This window comes from Sphingomonas sp. SP2 (genome assembly GCF_058313385.1).
Genome location: NZ_JBZFLD010000001.1, coordinates 588365 through 603144 on the forward strand (window position 1 = coordinate 588365; position 14780 = coordinate 603144).

Consider the following 14780-nt stretch of genomic DNA (forward strand, 5'->3'; position numbering starts at 1 on the left):
CCGCGCGACGGAGGCACCCGCAAGCCCATGTCCATCGATCAGCGCCTGGCCGAGCTCGGCCTCACCCTTCCCCAGCCCGCAGCCCCGGTCGCGTCCTACGTGCCCGCGGTGCTCACCGGCAATCTGCTCCACATCTCGGGCCAGATCGCCTTTGCCGAGGACGGCAGCCTCATCACCGGCCGCCTCGGCGAGACCATGGGCCTCGAGGAAGGCCAGGCCGCGGCGACCCGCTGCGGGCTGATGCTGCTCGCCCAGATGAAGGCCGCGCTCGGTTCGCTCGATCGGGTCAGCCGCGTCGTGAAGCTCGGCGTCTTCGTCAGCTCCGCGCCCGACTTCACCGACCAGCCCAAGGTCGCCAACGGCGCCTCCGACCTCATGCAGCAGGTGTTCGGCGAGGCCGGACGCCATGCCCGTTCGGCGGTCGGCGTTCCTGTCCTCCCGCTCGGCGTCGCCGTCGAGGTCGACGCGATTGTCGAGGTCCGCGACTGATCGGCTCCTCGCCGGCACCGCAGGTTTCGCGCATCGCGGCCTGCATGGTGCCGGCGTCCCCGAGAACAGCCTTGCCGCCTTTCGCGCAGCGATCGCGGCGGGCGCGGGCATCGAATGCGACCTGCGCCTGTCGTCCGACGGCGTTCCGGTCATCTTTCACGATCCCGACCTTGAGCGCCTGTGTGGCCGGTCGGGCGAAACCGAATCGCTTCCCGCCGCTTTCCTGACCCAGATGCCGCTCGCCGGCACCGACGAACGCATCCCGTGGCTCGGCGAGCTGCTTGAGCTTTCCGGCGACACCCCGCTCCTCCTCGAACTCAAGGTCCGGGCCGGCTCACCGCCACCGCCGATCGACCTCCTCTGCCGCGCGGTCCTCCATGCGCTTGCCGGCCACGAGGGACCGGTCGGGATCATGAGCTTCGATCCGCGCGTCGGTGCCTGGCTCACGCGCCATGCGCCCGATATCCCGCGCGGCCTCGTCGTCGCGGACAGCCTCCCAGGCTGGCGCCGCGCCGCTGCGCGGATGCTCGCCGCGCCCGACTTCCTCGCGGTCGAGACCAGCGCCGCGCTCCGGCCGTGGGTCGCCGCCGCCCGCAGGCAGCTTCCCGTCACCAGCTGGACGGTCCGGACGCCGGACCAAAGGGCCAGCCTTTTCAATCGGGTGGACGCGCTTATCTGGGAAGGCGATGGCCGACCGTGATCCTTCCGCCCAGGCGCGACTGGCCGACAGCTTCGCCAGCATCGCCCCGGACGAGTGGGATCGCCTCGCCGGCGCGTCGGACCCCTTCCTCAGCCACGCCTTCTTCCGGGCGCTCGAAGACAGCGGAAGCATCGGCGGCGGATCCGGCTGGAGCCCGCTCCCCCTGATCGTCAGCGAGGACGGCACCGACCTCGCCGAGGCGCCCGCCTTCCTCAAGAGCCACAGCCAGGGCGAATATGTCTTCGACCACCACTGGGCCGACGCTTGGGAACGGGCCGGCGGCGACTATTATCCGAAGCTCCTGATCGCCATTCCCTTCACCCCGGTGGTCGGGCGGCGCCTGCTCGGCACGCGCCCCGAGCTCCTCCTGGCGGCAGCCGAGGGCGTGACGGTCCAGAACCAGCTCTCCTCGGCTCATGTCACCTTCCTCGAGCCTGCCGAAGCCGACCTCGCCGAAGCCCGCGGTTGGCTCATCCGCCACGGCATCCAGTATCACTGGCACGACCGTGGCTATGGCGACTTCGATGGCTTCCTCGCCGCCTGCAGCAGCCGCAAGCGCAAGGTCATCCGCAAGGAGCGCGCGGCAGCGTGCGAAGGCCTTACCTTCCGCCATCTCCGCGGGTCGGAGATCAGCCCTGCCGACATGGATGCCATGTGGGCCTTCTATCAGGACACGGGCAGCCGGAAGTGGGGCCACCCCTATCTCACTCACGACTTCTTCCGCGACGCGGTCGATCGGCTCGGCGACCAGCTGCTCCTGTTCCTCGCCGACCGCGACGGCCAGCCGATCGCGGGCGCGCTCAACTGGGTCGGCGCCGACACGCTCTACGGCCGCTACTGGGGCTGCCGCGAGGACGTTCCCTTTCTCCATTTCGAGCTTTGCTATTACCAGGCGATCGACTGGGCGCTCGCCAACGGCCGGACCGTCGTCCAGGCGGGCGCCCAGGGGGAGCACAAGCTCGCCCGCGGCTACGAGCCGGTGATCACCCACAGCGCGCACTTCATTCCCAACGCCGGCTTCCGCCGCGCGGTGGCGGGCTTCCTGTCGGCCGAGCGCGAGGCGGTCGCGACCGAGCTCGTCGCGCTGCGCGAGGAACTGCCCTTCCGGAAAGGGTAGGCAAGACACGAAAAAGGCCCGCCGGAACTGGTCCGGCGGGCCCTCTCGCCCCTCGCGCGAACGCGAGTTTGATTAGCCCTGGAGCGGTGCCAGGTTCACCGCGGCATGCTTGCCGCGGCGATCGACTTCCAGCTCGAACTCGAGCCGGTCGCCTTCGTTGAGGCTGGTCATCCCGGCGCGCTCGACGGCCGAGATGTGGACAAAGGCGTCCGGCTGCCCGTCGTCGCGCTGAATGAAGCCGAAGCCCTTCATCGCGTTGAAGAACTTGACGGTGCCCGAGGCCTTCTCGCCGGTCAGCTGGCGCTGCGGCGCACGCTCGGCGCGCTCGACCGCGAGCGGCTCGCCGTCGATGCGGATGTTGGTCGCCGAGACCTTGCCGCCACGATCGACCAGCGTGAACTCGAGCGGCTGGCCGTCGGCGAGGTCGGTAAGACCCGCCTGCTCGACCGCCGAGATGTGCACGAACACGTCCTCGCCGCCATCGTCACGGACGATGAAGCCGAAGCCCTTCTGCGGATTGAAGAACTTGACGACGCCCTTGCCTTCGCCAACGACCTGGGGGGGCATGCCGCCACCGCCGCCGCCGCCGCCGCGGAAACCGCCGCCGCCGCCGCCGAAGCGACCGCCGCCGCCGCCACCGCCGAAGCGATCACCGCCGCCGCCGCCGTAGCCGCCACCGCCGCCGCCGCGATAGCCACCGCCACCGCCACCGCCACCGCCACCGCCACCGTAGCCGCCGCCACCGCCGCCACGGTAGCCACCGCCACCGCCGCCGAAGCGATCGCCGCCGCCGAAGCCACCGCCACCGAAGTCGCCGCCACCGAAGCCGCCGCCACCAAAGTCACCGCCGCCGCCGAAATCACCCTTGCTGTCGCGTCCGCGACCACCCCGGTCGCCCTTACGCCCTCGATCGTAACCCATGCCCGTGCAAACTTCCTTGAACCCGATTCTCTTCAAACCAACGCGCTGGGCTCAACGGCGCAACCGGTCACGGCATGCCATGAAGACATGCTTCCGGTGCGGACCCTACAGGAAAAAACCGCATTCCTCTAGCCGTTTGTCTCGCGCTTGTTGTCAGGACCGGTTAAGCGGGAAGGACGCAGGGACTCTCGGATACTTATGGCCATTTATTTCCACGAAGAAGATCTCCCCGGCACCGACATGTTCGGAGCGGGCCCCATCGCGGTCGACACCGAAGCCATGGGCCTCCACCCGGGCCGCGACCGGCTGTGCCTTGTCCAGCTGTCGGACGGCTCGGGCGACGAGCATCTCGTCCGCTTCTCGCCCGGCAGCGACTATGCCGCGCCCAACCTCAAGGCCTTGCTCGCCGACCCCGCGCGCCTGAAGCTCTATCATTTCGCCCGATTCGATATTGCGATCATGAAGCACTATCTCGGGATCATGGCCGCCCCGCTCTACTGCACCCGCACCGCGTCGCGGCTGATCCGGACCTACACCGATCGCCACGGGCTGAAGGAGCTGGTCAAGGAACTGCTCGGCACCGACATCAACAAGCAGCAGCAGACCAGCGACTGGGGCGGACCCGACCTCAACGACGCGCAGCGCGACTATGCCGCGAGCGACGTCCGCTACCTTCACGCGCTCAAGGAAAAGCTCGACGTGCGCCTGGCGCGCGAGGGCCGCACCGCGCTCGCGCAGGCCTGCTTCGACTTCCTTCCCGCCCGGGCCGAGCTGGACCTCGCCGGCTGGCCCGAAGAGGACATCTTCGCCCACAGCTGATGAGCGAAGCCGCCAACCAACAGCGCCTTGAAGCGCAGCACTGGGCAGAGCCCGGCAGCCGGCACGACCGGCTGGTCCGGACGCTCAAGATCGCCCTGCCGAGCGCCGTGGGCGTGGTCGGCGCGATCTTCCTCGCCCTGCCGCTTGCCAAGCAGCAGGAAGTGAGCTTCATCCTCGACAAGAAGGATGTCAGCCGCGCCGAGGAACGGATGAAGATCGAGGCCGCGCGCTACAGCGGCACCGACGATCGGGGCCAGCCCTTCCTCCTCGTCGCCAACCGCGCCGTCCAGCAGACCAGCGAGGTGCCGATCGTCGACATCCGCGGGATGCTCGCCCGGCTCGGGCTGCGCGACGGGCCTGCCACCATCCAGGCGGTCCAGGGCCGCTACGACCTCGACAAGCAGCAGGTCGCGGTGAACGGCCCGGTCCGCGTCAGCGGGCCCGAAGGCGAGCAGTTGCTGACCCGCGACGTCCTCCTCGACCTTAAGTCGCGCCAGGTCCGGAGCACCGGCCAGATCAGCGGCCGGATGCCCGTCGGCAGCTTCAACGCGCAGAGCCTGTCGGCCGATCTCGGCACCAAGCAGGTCGCGCTGAACGGCGGCGTGACGGGCCAGGTGAAGCTTGGCGACTTCCAGGCCGGGCGCATGCGGGCCGACCTTGAGCGCCGCGTTGTCGTCCTTGATGGCGGCGCGCGGTTGAAAATCACGCCCGGGACCGTCAGATGAGCGCCATGGGGAAGCTCCGCACCGTCTCGCTCTCACTCGCGCTCGCCACGGCCGCCGTCGGCAGCGTCGCCTTTGCGCAGACGCAGGGCGGCCCGGTCTCGGCCCTCAAGGGCCATGACGCCAACGCGCCGATCGACGTCGCGAGCGACCGGATCGAGGTCCAGGACCGCGCCGACCGCGCGATCTTCGCCGGCAACGTCAAGGTCCGCCAGTCCGACCTCACCCTCGACACCGAGCGGCTGACCGTTGCCTACACCAGTGCCGGCGGCCTCCAGATCGACCGGCTCGACGCCTCGGGCGGCGTGATCGTGCGCTCGCCTTCGGAAACCGCGCGCGGTGACTTTGGCGTCTATGACATCAATCGCCGGATCATCACGCTCGTCGGCGGGGTCCAGCTCCAGCGCGGCGATTCGCGCATCTCGGGCGCGCGCCTGACCATCGACATGAATAACGGGCGTGCGGTGGTCGACGGCGGTCCCGCCGGGGTCGGCGAATCGGGCGGCCGGGTCACCGGTCACTTCACCGTTCCGCAGCGCCGCGGCGGCTAGGCGATGAACGAAGCCAGCGCCATCGACCGCTCGGCAGCGCCGTATGCGGGCAGCCCCATGCGCGGCCTCGCCGTCTACAGCATCGCCAAGAGCTACGATAAGCGTCAGGTCCTTCGCGACGTCAGCCTCGAGGTGCATCGCGGCGAGGTGGTCGGCCTGCTCGGCCCCAACGGTGCCGGCAAGACCACCAGCTTCTACTCGGTCATGGGGCTGGTGAAGCCCGACGCCGGCCGGATCGAGCTCGACGGTCGCGACATCACCGCGCTGCCCATGTACCGTCGGGCGATCCTCGGCCTCGGCTACCTGCCGCAGGAAACCAGCATCTTCCGCGGTCTTACCGTCGAACAGAACATTCTTGCCGTCCTCGAGGTGGCCGAGCCCGACCGCGCCGCGCGTGCAGCCCGGCTCGAGCAGTTGCTTGGCGAGTTCGGGCTGGAGCGGCTGCGCTCCTCGCCCGCAATGGCGTTGTCGGGCGGTGAGCGGCGCCGCTGCGAGATCGCCCGCGCGCTCGCCGCCGATCCCAAGATCATGCTCCTCGACGAGCCCTTCGCCGGCATCGACCCGCTGTCGATCGCCGACATTCGCGACCTCGTGAAGGACCTGAAGCGCCGCGACATCGGCGTCCTCATCACCGATCACAACGTACGCGAAACGCTCGAGATCGTCGATCGCGCCTGCATCATCTACGACGGACAGGTGCTGTTCGCCGGGACCCCCGAAGCGTTGGTCGCCGACCCGGAAGTACGCCGGCTCTATCTCGGCGAAAGCTTCGAGCTCTAGGGGGCGGCGACATGGGTCTGGGCCCGGGCCTTCAACTCCGCCAAGCCCAGTCGCTCGTCATGAGCCAGCAGCTCCAGCAGGCGATCAAGCTGCTGCAGCTGACCAATCTCGAAGTCGAAGCCGCCATCGCCGAGGAACTGGCCAGGAACCCCCTGCTCGAAATGGGCAGCGACGGCGATGTCGTGGTCCGCGAGGATGTCGAGTTTGGCGACGCCCCCGCCGATCCGCGCGGGGTCGACGAGCTTGGCGGCAAGGGCGAGGAGGCGCTCGATTCGGACTGGCAGGCCGCCGCTTCCGAGACCGATGCCGCCTACGAGATCGGTGGCTCGGACGATGACGGCTTCGACTTCGACCGGCTGTCGGCCTGCGAGGACGGCTTGTGCGAGCATCTCATGGCGCAGCTCCACGGTGCCGGCGGCGTCGCCGGCCGGGCCGCCGAGGCGATCGTCCACGAGCTCGAGGACACCGGCTGGCTGACCACGCCCCTGCGCGACATCGCCCAGGCCCTCGAGCTTCCGCTCAAGGACGTCGAGGCCGGCCTCCGGCTCGTCCAGGGGCTCGAGCCGCCGGGAGTGGGAGCGCGCAACCTTGCCGAGTGCCTCGCCCTCCAGGCCAAGGCCGCCGACCGCTACGATCCGGCCATGGCGCGGCTGATCGCCAATCTCGACCTCCTCTCGCGCGGCCAGATGGCGGCCCTCAAGCGCATCTGCCAGGTCGATGACGAGGACCTCGCCGACATGATCGCCGAGCTTCGTGCCTATGATCCGAAGCCCGGCTGCCGCTTCGCCGCCGAGCCCGCCGCCGCGCGCGAACCCGACGTCCTCGTCCGCCGCACCCGCACGGGCTTCTCGGTCGAACTCAACCCCGCGACCCTGCCGCGCGTGCTGGTCAACCGCCGCTACCACCGCGAGCTCAAGGCCGCCGCCACCGACCGGCAGAGCAAGGCCTGGCTGTCCGACCAGCTGCAGAGCGCCTCCTGGCTGGTCCGCGCCCTCGACCAGCGCGCCCGCACCATCCTGCGTATCGTCAGCGCGCTGATCGAGCAGCAGGAAGGCTTCTTCCGCGACGGCATCACCGCCCTCCGCCCGCTGACCATGGTCCGAATGGCCGAACTGGTCGAAATGCACGAAAGCACCGTTAGCCGCGTCGCCTCGGGCAAGACCCTGCTGTGCGAGCACGGGCTCTTCGAACTGCGCAGCTTCTTCTCGAGCGGGGTCGCGGCCGAGGATGGCGAGGGCGCCAGCGCCGAAGCGGTCAAGGCGGCCATCGCCAAGCTCGTCGCGGCCGAGACCGAAATCCTAAGCGACGATCAGCTGGTCGACATGCTCAAGGCCCAGGGCTTCGTCCTCGCCCGCCGCACCGTCGCCAAATATCGCGAGGCGATCGGCATCGGCTCGAGCGTCCAGCGCCGCCGCCAGCGCGCCATCTCGGGCAAGGCCGCCTAGAGCCGGACCCGCGCCCAGATCGGCAGGTGGTCGCTCGCGATCCTCGCCCGCTCGCTGTGATGCACCCCCGCCGCCTCGATCACGAGGTCATGGTCGACCATGATCCGGTCGAGCACCGCCACCGGGCGCCGGGCATGGAAGCTCGGCCCGGTCGGCGCGATCCGGTAGCTTCCGTCGAGGTCCTTGAGGCAGCCCGCCGCCGAGCGCCATTCGTTGGTATCGCCCATCAGCAGGGTCGGCATCTTCTGCGGCCGGTCGGCGATCGCATCGAGGATCGCGCGCATCTGCCGCCGCCGCCACAGCCCCGACAGGTCGAGGTGAAGCCCGACCACCCGGACCGGCCGGTCGTTGACCAGCAGCTCGGCCATCACCGCCCCGCGCGGCTCGAGCGTCGGCAGGCTGAGCGCGGCGACGTCGAGCACGCCGACATGGCTCTTCACCAGGATCGCATTGCCGTGCCAGCCGATGTTGCGCGTATCGACCTTGAGCCAGTCGTCGACCCGCGCGCTGACCTTGGGCAGCCGGTCGAGCGCGCGGCGATTGCGCACGCCGAGCGGGATCGGCCGATAAGGACTATGCCCCTCCCACAATTCGTGCGGCACCGCCGAGGCCCGGCCGCCGGTCCGCCGATCGGCCTCCTGCAGCGCGACCACGTCCGCGCCGATCTCCTCCAGCACATGGAGGATGCGATGTGGGTCGTGGCGCCGGTCGAGCCCCACGGCCTTGTGCATGTTGTAGGAGGCGACGGTCAGGATCGAAGACACGGCGGCACAACCCGGTGACCGAAGCTCGCGTTCCTAGACGTCGAGATTGGCGACGCTCAGCGCATTGTCCTGGATGAATTCGCGCCGCGGCTCGACCACCTCGCCCATTAGGCGCGAGAAGATCTCGTCGGCAACGTCGGCCTGCCCGACCTCGACCCGAAGCAGCGAGCGATTGGCCGGATCGAGCGTGGTCTCCCACAATTGCTCGGCGTTCATCTCGCCCAGCCCCTTGTAGCGCTGGATCGACAGGCCCTTGCGCCCTGCCGCGAGCACCGCGTCGAGCAGCTCGGACGGCCGGGTCACCTCGATCGGCTTGCCCTTAGTGTCCGCCGCCGCCTGCTCGAGCGCTTCCTCGCCCTCGCCGGCCCCGACGGTCGGCTCGGCCTCGACCTGCGCCCCCTTCTTGAGGGTCCGAAGCGTGCTCGGCCGGGCATAGGTCTCGCGCTGCTCGCCCGCGAGGCCGTGGAGCTTGCGCGCCTCGGCCGAGGCGATGAAGCTCGGCTCGACGATCGTGACGTCGGTCACCCCGCGCCATAGACGGCGCAGCAGATAGCCACCCTCGGTCGCGATTTCGCCCGACCAGCGGCCTTCGTTGTCGCCCTGCTGGAGCCAGGCCGCGACCTTCTCGATCGCCGCCTGCCGGCCGTCCTGGCCAAGCTCGGGATCGAGCGCGCCGGCCAGCGCGAGCGCCTCGAGCAGCGCCCCGTCATATTTCTTCGGCGCATAGCGCAGCAGGGTCCGGACCCGCCGGGCATGGTCGACCAGCGTCTTGAGGTCGGCGCCCTGCCGGACCTCGCCGTCGCTCTCCATCTGCAGGCCTTCGAGCCCGGCATCGACGAGATAATCGTCGAGCTGCGCATCGTCCTTGAGATAGACTTCCGACCGGCCGCGCGCGACCTTGTAGAGCGGCGGCTGCGCGATCATCAGGTGCCCCGCTTCGATCAACTCGGGCATCTGCCGGTAGAAGAAGGTCAGCAGCAGGGTGCGGATGTGCGCGCCGTCGACGTCGGCGTCGGTCATGATCACGATCTTGTGATAGCGCAGCTTGGAAAGGTTGAATTCCTCGCGACCGATGCCGGTGCCGAGCGCCTGGATGATTGTCCCGATCTCGCGGCTCGACAGCATCCGGTCGAAGCGCGCGCGCTCGACGTTGAGAAGCTTGCCGCGCAGCGGAAGGATCGCCTGGTTGTGGCGATTGCGCCCCTGCTTGGCCGAGCCACCGGCCGAATCGCCCTCGACCAGGAAGAGTTCGGAAAGCGCGGGATCGCGCTCTTGGCAGTCGGCGAGCTTGCCCGGCAGCGAGGCGATATCCATCACCCCCTTGCGGCGGGTCAGCTCGCGCGCCCGCTTGGCCGCCTCGCGGGCGGCGGCGGCGTCGATGATCTTCTGGATGATCGACCGGGCGTTGGCGGGATTTTCCTCCAGCCATTCGCTCATCTTGTCGGTCATCAGCGCTTCGAGAGGCTGGCGCACCTCGGAACTGACGAGCTTGTCCTTGGTCTGGCTGCTGAACTTGGGATCGGGCAGCTTGACCGAGACGATGGCGGTCAGGCCCTCGCGCATGTCGTCACCGGTGAGGGTGACCTTCTCCTTCTTCAGCATGCCCGACTTTTCGGCATAGCCGTTGACGGTCCGGGTCAGCGCCGCGCGGAACGCCGCGAGGTGGGTGCCGCCGTCGCGCTGCGGGATGTTGTTCGTGAACGGAAGGACGTTCTCGTAATAGCTGTCGTTCCACTCGAGCGCGACGTCGATGCCGATCCCGTCGCGCACCGCCGAAATGGCGATGGGATCGGGGAAGAGCGGCGTCTTGGCGCGGTCGAGATACTTCACGAAGGCGGCGATCCCGCCCTCGTAGAACAGCTCCACTTCCTTGCGCTCCTCGTGGCGCGCATCGGCAAGGACCAGCCGGACGCCCGAATTGAGGAAGGCGAGCTCGCGATAGCGATGCTCGAGCTTGTCGAAGTCGAACTCGGTGATCTTGAAGGTCTCGGGGCTCGGAAGGAAGGTGACGCGGGTCCCCTTCTTGCCCTCGGGCGCCGGTCCGACGACCTTCAGCGGAGCGACCGCGTCGCCGTGGCGGAAGCGCATGTAATGCTCTTCGCCGTCGCGCCAGATGGTGAGGTCGAGGAATTCGCTGAGCGCATTCACCACCGACACGCCGACGCCGTGGAGGCCGCCCGACACCTTGTAGGCATTGTCGTCGCTGGTGTTCTCGAACTTACCGCCGGCGTGCAGCTGGGTCATGATGACCTCGGCCGCGCTGACGCCCTCTTCCGCGTGGATTCCGGTCGGAATGCCGCGGCCATTGTCCTCGACCGTGACCGACCCGTCGGGATTGAGCTGGATCAGGATCCGGTCGCAATGACCGGCCAGCGCCTCGTCGATGGCATTGTCGCTGACTTCGAACACCATGTGGTGGAGGCCCGACCCGTCGTCGGTGTCGCCGATGTACATGCCCGGCCGCTTGCGCACCGCGTCGAGGCCCTTGAGGACCTTGATGCTGTCGGCGCCGTAGGAGTTCTGGTTCGCTTCTTCTGCCATGCAAAAGCTATAGCGAAACCCCTCCGGAAGTCACGTGCGTGCGCGTGCCCGCGCGCGAGATCGCGACCGCCCGACATGACAAAGGCCGGGACCCAATGCGGATCCCGGCCTTTGCCGGTCGATAAAGCTGTGGATCAGCCCGCGCGGCGCTGGCCGCCGTTGCCACCACCACCACCGCCACGGCGACGCTGGCCGCCACCCGGACGACCGCCATTGCCCTGGCCGCCGCTTTGGCCGGCCGGACGGGCACTGCCGCCATGGCGCTGGCCCTGCTGCTGGCCCTGGCCACCGGCCGGAGCCGCGGCGCGGACGGGATTGCCGACCGGGCCACGACTGAAGCCGCCGGGGACGCCGCGGGCGCTGCGGCCGCCTTCACGCGGACCGTTGCGCTCCTCGGGCATGTCGCGGCGCGGATCGCGGGCCGGGAGTCCGAAGCGCTGCGGATCGCGGGCATGGCCGCGCGCACCGCTCTCGTTGCGCTTGTTGCGCTGCTGCTGCTGCGGCGCCCGCTTGGGCTCCGGCTTCAGCCGCTTGAACGCCTCGACCGCCTGCATGAAGCCCGGCGGAAGCGCTTCTTCGGTGAGGCGCTGACGGGTCAGCTTCTCGATGTCCTTCAGGAACGGCCGCTCCTCGCGGTCGCAATAGGCGATCGCAATGCCGTCGGCGCCGGCGCGCGCGGTGCGGCCGATGCGGTGGACATATTGCTCCGGCACGTTGGGCAGATCGTAGTTCACGACATGGCTGACGCCCGGAATGTCGATCCCGCGCGCGGCAATGTCGGTCGCGACTAGGATCGGCACGCTGCCGTCGCGGAAGGCGTCGAGCGCGCGCTCGCGCTGCGGCTGGCTCTTGTTGCCGTGGATCGCATTGGCCGCGATCCCCGCCGCCGCCAGCATCCGCACGATCTTGTCCGCGCCATGCTTGGTCCGGCTGAAGACGAGCGTCCGCTCGATGTCCTTGCCGTTCTGGAAGAACAGGGTGAGGAGCGCGGTCTTCTCCGCCTGGTTGACGAAGGTCACCCGCTGCTCGACCCGCTCGGCGGTCGTCGCGACCGGAGTCACCGACACTTCGGCCGGATCCTTCAGATAGGCGTCGGCTAGGGTCTTGATCGTCTTCGGCATGGTCGCCGAGAAGAACAGGGTCTGGCGCTTGGCCGGGATCAGCTTCACGATCCGCTTCAGCGCATGGATGAAGCCGAGGTCGAGCATCTGGTCGGCTTCGTCGAGCACCAGGATCTCGAGGTTGGCGAGGCTCAGCGCGCGCTGGTCGACGAGATCGAGCAGTCGGCCCGGGGTCGCCACCAGCACGTCGAGCCCGCGGCTGACGGTGCGGATGCTCTTGGGCACCGGAACGCCGCCGAAGATCACCCCGACGGTGGTCTTGAGGCCACTGCCATAGGCTTCGGCGCTAGCCGCGATCTGGCTGGCCAGCTCGCGCGTCGGGGCGAGCACCAGCATCCGGATCTGGCCCGGCTTGAGGAACTGCGGACGGTTCGCGGCCAGCCGCTGGAGCGACGGGGTCATGAACGCCGCGGTCTTGCCGGTCCCGGTCTGCGCGATGCCCAGGAGGTCGCGGCCCTCAAGCACGTGCGGAATGGCCTGCGCCTGGATCGGCGAGGGCTGAGTGTAATTCTTGGCCGCGAGCGCGGTCAGGAGGGGCTTCGAAAGCCCGAGATCTTCAAAGGTCATGAATCATCCAACATCAGGCGCCCGGTCGTGGAGGCCACGGCCGGGAGCATCGGGAAAACAAGGTCCCCGCGTGATTGGGAGAACTCAAAACGGATATCGAGACGCGGGCCGGCGCCCCTTCGGGCTGCCGATCACGCCGCTTTTCGAGGCGTCTCGTTGCCGGCCATATAGGGTTGCGGCGCCGGAATGTCCAATCAGGCCCCGACCGCGACCATCGTCGCATCCCCGATTCCGTCGAACAGGGCGCCCTCGGTCGCCGTCATCCACACCTGCCCGCGGCCTTCGAGCCGCCCGAACAGCGCCGCCCGCCGCCCGGGATCAAGATGCGCCGCGACCTCGTCGAGGAGGAGCAGCGGCGGCGCCCCGCGGCGCTCCGCGACCAGCTCGGCGTGAGCCAGCACCAGCCCCAGGAGGAGCGCCTTCTGCTCGCCGGTCGAGCAGCGCCCCGCCGGCTGGCCCTTGGCCGCGTGCAGCACCGCAAGGTCCTGCCGGTGCGGCCCCTCGGTCGCCCGCCCCGCCCCCGCATCGCGCCCGCGATTGGCTCGCAGCCGCGCGGCGAGATCGTCCTGCCCGCCTCCTTCGAGCGCAATTCTCGGTCGCGCGAAGACGTCGTCGGGGACCGCCGCCAGCGCCTCGGCGAGGTCGGTCACCGTCCGCGCCCGTGCCTCCGCGATCGCCGCGCCATGCTCGGCCATCCCGGCCTCGAGCGCGGTGAGCCAGCCGGGATCGGCCCCCTCGGGCTCGGCCAGCAGCTTGTTGCGCGCCCGCATCGCCGCCTCGTAGCGCGCCGCATGATGCGCATGCCCCGGCTCCAGCGCGAGCACGAGCCGATCGAGGAACCGGCGCCGGTCCCCGGCCGAGCCGCTGAACAGGCGATCCATCGCCGGGGTCAGCCACAACACCGACTGCCATTCGGCAAGGCTGTTGACCGACGCCGCCGCGCCATTGACCCGCACCTGCCGCCGGTCGGGCGCGGTCGCCAGCGTTCCCGTCCCGATCCTGGTCTCGCCAAGCTCGGCGGCGACCGTCCAGCCGCCTGGGCCCTCGCCCCGCGCCATCTCCGACAGCGCCGCGCCGCGCAGGCCGCGTCCCGGCGCCAGCATCGACGCCGCCTCGAGGATGTTGGTCTTGCCCGCTCCATTCTCCCCATGGAGGCAGACGAACCCCGGCCCCGGCGCCAGCGTCAGCGCCGCATGATTGCGAAAGTCGGTGAGCGTCAGCCGGGTCAGCATCAGGCCACCCTCGCCGGAGCCCGCGCCCAGCGGATCGCGGCCAGCACGAGGACGATGCTCACCGGAATGTCGAGGAAGGTCGTGTAGATCAGCCAGGCGTCGGTGCTGAACAGGGCCGCGACGAGGCTGTTGCCGCCCGCCATCGCCAGCCCCACCAGCCCCATGCCGATCGCCAGTCGCCGGTCGTCGATATCAGCATAGGCCATGTAGCGGTTGAGCCCCGCGCCGAGCTTGCGCCCCTTCAGCAGCAGCCCGTCGCCAAGGAAGCAGGCCGCCCCGATCAGCCCGACGATGGTCGAGCGCTGCTTGATCATCGCCTCGTCGGCAAAGACGATCGCCAAGCCCGCCCCGACCAGCAGCATCGCCACCCCGAACAGTGCCAGCCCGCCGACGAGGTCGACCTTCACGAACCGTTGCACCACCAGCAGGGCGACCCCGATCCCCGCCCCGGCCAGCGCGGCGGTGGTGAGGTCGGTCAGCTTGGCGATGACGAAGAACAGGAGCCCGGTCGCAAGGTCGACCAGGATCGGCACCTTGTTGCGGCGCAATTTGTCGGGATCATAAGCCGCGCCGCCGCCCCGCGCGGGCTCCGCGACCATCGCCGCCAGCCGCGCCGGATAGGCGATGCGGCGGCCGGGATGGCTTTGATGGACCAGCGCGCCGTCGACGCGGACCGCGATGCCGACATTCCACCAGCTGACATAGCCCGTCTCGACCTCCAGCCTTCTCCCGTCGGGGAGCAGTGCCTCGAGGAGGTGGTTGCGGACGGCTTGCGCGCCCGTTGCCGGGGTCCAGTCCGCCGCGACCTCCGCACCATCGACGATCAGCCGGCTCGCCATGCCCGTGGTGCGGCAGTCGACCAGCACCCAGCATTCATGCGCCACTCCGAGGTCGAAGCGCCGCTTGTAGAGCCACAGGCGGCTGCCCGCGGAAGGTAGAAGGGCGGCCTCGCGCATCGCGGCGATAAAGCAGACCGCGTCGCCCCGCGCCAGCAAGCCGTGCGGTCAGCGG

General features: G+C 69.4%; 14 protein-coding genes. 8 read left to right on the forward strand and 6 right to left on the reverse strand.

Annotated features, from left to right (window positions below; genetic code table 11):
* The first annotated feature begins 27 nt into the window (after positions 1-27).
* From AC4GYU_RS03025 to AC4GYU_RS03035, 3 genes are read left to right on the forward strand one after another with little or no spacing between them, the layout of a single operon-like run.
* Entirely contained in the window at positions 28-489 is a 462-nt protein-coding gene (locus AC4GYU_RS03025; RefSeq protein ID WP_491085423.1) for a RidA family protein, read from the forward strand.
* Positions 470-1189 carry a glycerophosphodiester phosphodiesterase family protein gene (locus AC4GYU_RS03030; protein WP_491085424.1) on the forward strand — a complete coding sequence of 240 codons (720 nt, stop codon included), beginning with the start codon at positions 470-472 and terminating at the stop codon, positions 1187-1189. The genes AC4GYU_RS03025 and AC4GYU_RS03030 overlap by 20 nt, the downstream gene beginning before the upstream one ends.
* Positions 1176-2306 carry a GNAT family N-acetyltransferase gene (locus AC4GYU_RS03035; protein ID WP_491085425.1) on the forward strand — a complete coding sequence of 377 codons (1131 nt, stop codon included), beginning with the start codon at positions 1176-1178 and terminating at the stop codon, positions 2304-2306. Before AC4GYU_RS03030 ends, AC4GYU_RS03035 begins: the two co-directional genes overlap by 14 nt.
* A gap of 72 nt (positions 2307-2378) precedes the next feature.
* Here the strand turns inward: AC4GYU_RS03035 and AC4GYU_RS03040 are convergent, their stop codons facing one another.
* Positions 2379-3227: a cold-shock protein gene (locus AC4GYU_RS03040; RefSeq protein ID WP_491085426.1), complete on the reverse strand. Its 849-nt coding sequence runs from the start codon at positions 3225-3227 to the stop codon at positions 2379-2381.
* Positions 3228-3425: 198 nt separating this feature from the next.
* On the opposite strand from AC4GYU_RS03040, the gene AC4GYU_RS03045 reads away from it, so the two are divergent.
* From AC4GYU_RS03045 to rpoN, 5 genes are read left to right on the forward strand one after another with little or no spacing between them, the layout of a single operon-like run.
* Positions 3426-4046 (forward strand): ribonuclease D, encoded by a 621-nt coding sequence (locus AC4GYU_RS03045; protein ID WP_491085427.1) that lies wholly within the window; start codon positions 3426-3428, stop codon positions 4044-4046.
* Entirely contained in the window at positions 4046-4771 is a 726-nt protein-coding gene (gene lptC / locus AC4GYU_RS03050) for an LPS export ABC transporter periplasmic protein LptC (RefSeq protein ID WP_491085428.1), read from the forward strand. Before AC4GYU_RS03045 ends, lptC begins: the two co-directional genes overlap by 1 nt.
* 5 nt (positions 4772-4776) lie before the next feature.
* Positions 4777-5319 carry an LptA/OstA family protein gene (locus tag AC4GYU_RS03055; protein ID WP_491085429.1) on the forward strand — a complete coding sequence of 181 codons (543 nt, stop codon included), beginning with the start codon at positions 4777-4779 and terminating at the stop codon, positions 5317-5319.
* Between the two features lie 3 nt (positions 5320-5322).
* Positions 5323-6099, forward strand: coding sequence for an LPS export ABC transporter ATP-binding protein (gene lptB, locus AC4GYU_RS03060; protein WP_491085430.1), 777 nt, complete (start codon positions 5323-5325; stop codon positions 6097-6099).
* A gap of 11 nt (positions 6100-6110) precedes the next feature.
* Positions 6111-7544 (forward strand): RNA polymerase factor sigma-54, encoded by a 1434-nt coding sequence (gene rpoN / locus AC4GYU_RS03065; protein WP_491085431.1) that lies wholly within the window; start codon positions 6111-6113, stop codon positions 7542-7544.
* Here rpoN and AC4GYU_RS03070 read toward each other — a convergent pair.
* The 5 genes from AC4GYU_RS03070 to AC4GYU_RS03090 form a co-directional block, all read right to left on the reverse strand.
* Positions 7541-8308: an endonuclease/exonuclease/phosphatase family protein gene (locus AC4GYU_RS03070; protein WP_491085432.1), complete on the reverse strand. Its 768-nt coding sequence runs from the start codon at positions 8306-8308 to the stop codon at positions 7541-7543. The genes rpoN and AC4GYU_RS03070 overlap by 4 nt on opposite strands.
* Before the next feature lie 33 nt (positions 8309-8341).
* A complete protein-coding gene (gene gyrB / locus AC4GYU_RS03075; protein ID WP_491085433.1) occupies positions 8342-10849 on the reverse strand; it encodes a DNA topoisomerase (ATP-hydrolyzing) subunit B in 2508 nt (835 codons plus the stop codon).
* Between the two features lie 134 nt (positions 10850-10983).
* On the reverse strand, positions 10984-12537 hold the full coding sequence (locus AC4GYU_RS03080; protein WP_491085434.1) for a DEAD/DEAH box helicase: 1554 nt from the start codon (positions 12535-12537) through the stop codon (positions 10984-10986).
* A 194-nt stretch (positions 12538-12731) separates the two neighbouring features.
* Positions 12732-13769: a DNA replication/repair protein RecF gene (gene recF, locus AC4GYU_RS03085; RefSeq protein WP_491085435.1), complete on the reverse strand. Its 1038-nt coding sequence runs from the start codon at positions 13767-13769 to the stop codon at positions 12732-12734.
* On the reverse strand, positions 13769-14725 hold the full coding sequence (locus AC4GYU_RS03090) for a septation protein IspZ (RefSeq protein WP_491085436.1): 957 nt from the start codon (positions 14723-14725) through the stop codon (positions 13769-13771). The genes recF and AC4GYU_RS03090 overlap by 1 nt, the downstream gene beginning before the upstream one ends.
* Between the last annotated feature and the right edge of the window lie 55 nt (positions 14726-14780).

Bases quoted from the DNA above. Each gene is read 5' to 3' on its own strand.
- lptB (WP_491085430.1), top strand. From the start codon at position 5,323: ATGAACGAAGCCAGCGCCATCGACCGCTCGGCAGCGCCGTATGCGGGC.
- gyrB (WP_491085433.1), bottom strand. From the start codon at position 10,849: ATGGCAGAAGAAGCGAACCAGAACTCCTACGGCGCCGACAGCATCAAG.
- AC4GYU_RS03040 (WP_491085426.1), bottom strand. From the start codon at position 3,227: ATGGGTTACGATCGAGGGCGTAAGGGCGACCGGGGTGGTCGCGGACGC.
- lptC (WP_491085428.1), top strand. From the start codon at position 4,046: ATGAGCGAAGCCGCCAACCAACAGCGCCTTGAAGCGCAGCACTGGGCA.
- AC4GYU_RS03035 (WP_491085425.1), top strand. From the start codon at position 1,176: ATGGCCGACCGTGATCCTTCCGCCCAGGCGCGACTGGCCGACAGCTTC.
- rpoN (WP_491085431.1), top strand. From the start codon at position 6,111: ATGGGTCTGGGCCCGGGCCTTCAACTCCGCCAAGCCCAGTCGCTCGTC.
- recF (WP_491085435.1), bottom strand. From the start codon at position 13,769: ATGCTGACCCGGCTGACGCTCACCGACTTTCGCAATCATGCGGCGCTG.
- AC4GYU_RS03045 (WP_491085427.1), top strand. From the start codon at position 3,426: ATGGCCATTTATTTCCACGAAGAAGATCTCCCCGGCACCGACATGTTC.
- AC4GYU_RS03055 (WP_491085429.1), top strand. From the start codon at position 4,777: ATGGGGAAGCTCCGCACCGTCTCGCTCTCACTCGCGCTCGCCACGGCC.
- AC4GYU_RS03090 (WP_491085436.1), bottom strand. From the start codon at position 14,725: ATGCGCGAGGCCGCCCTTCTACCTTCCGCGGGCAGCCGCCTGTGGCTC.
- AC4GYU_RS03025 (WP_491085423.1), top strand. From the start codon at position 28: ATGTCCATCGATCAGCGCCTGGCCGAGCTCGGCCTCACCCTTCCCCAG.
- AC4GYU_RS03080 (WP_491085434.1), bottom strand. From the start codon at position 12,537: ATGACCTTTGAAGATCTCGGGCTTTCGAAGCCCCTCCTGACCGCGCTC.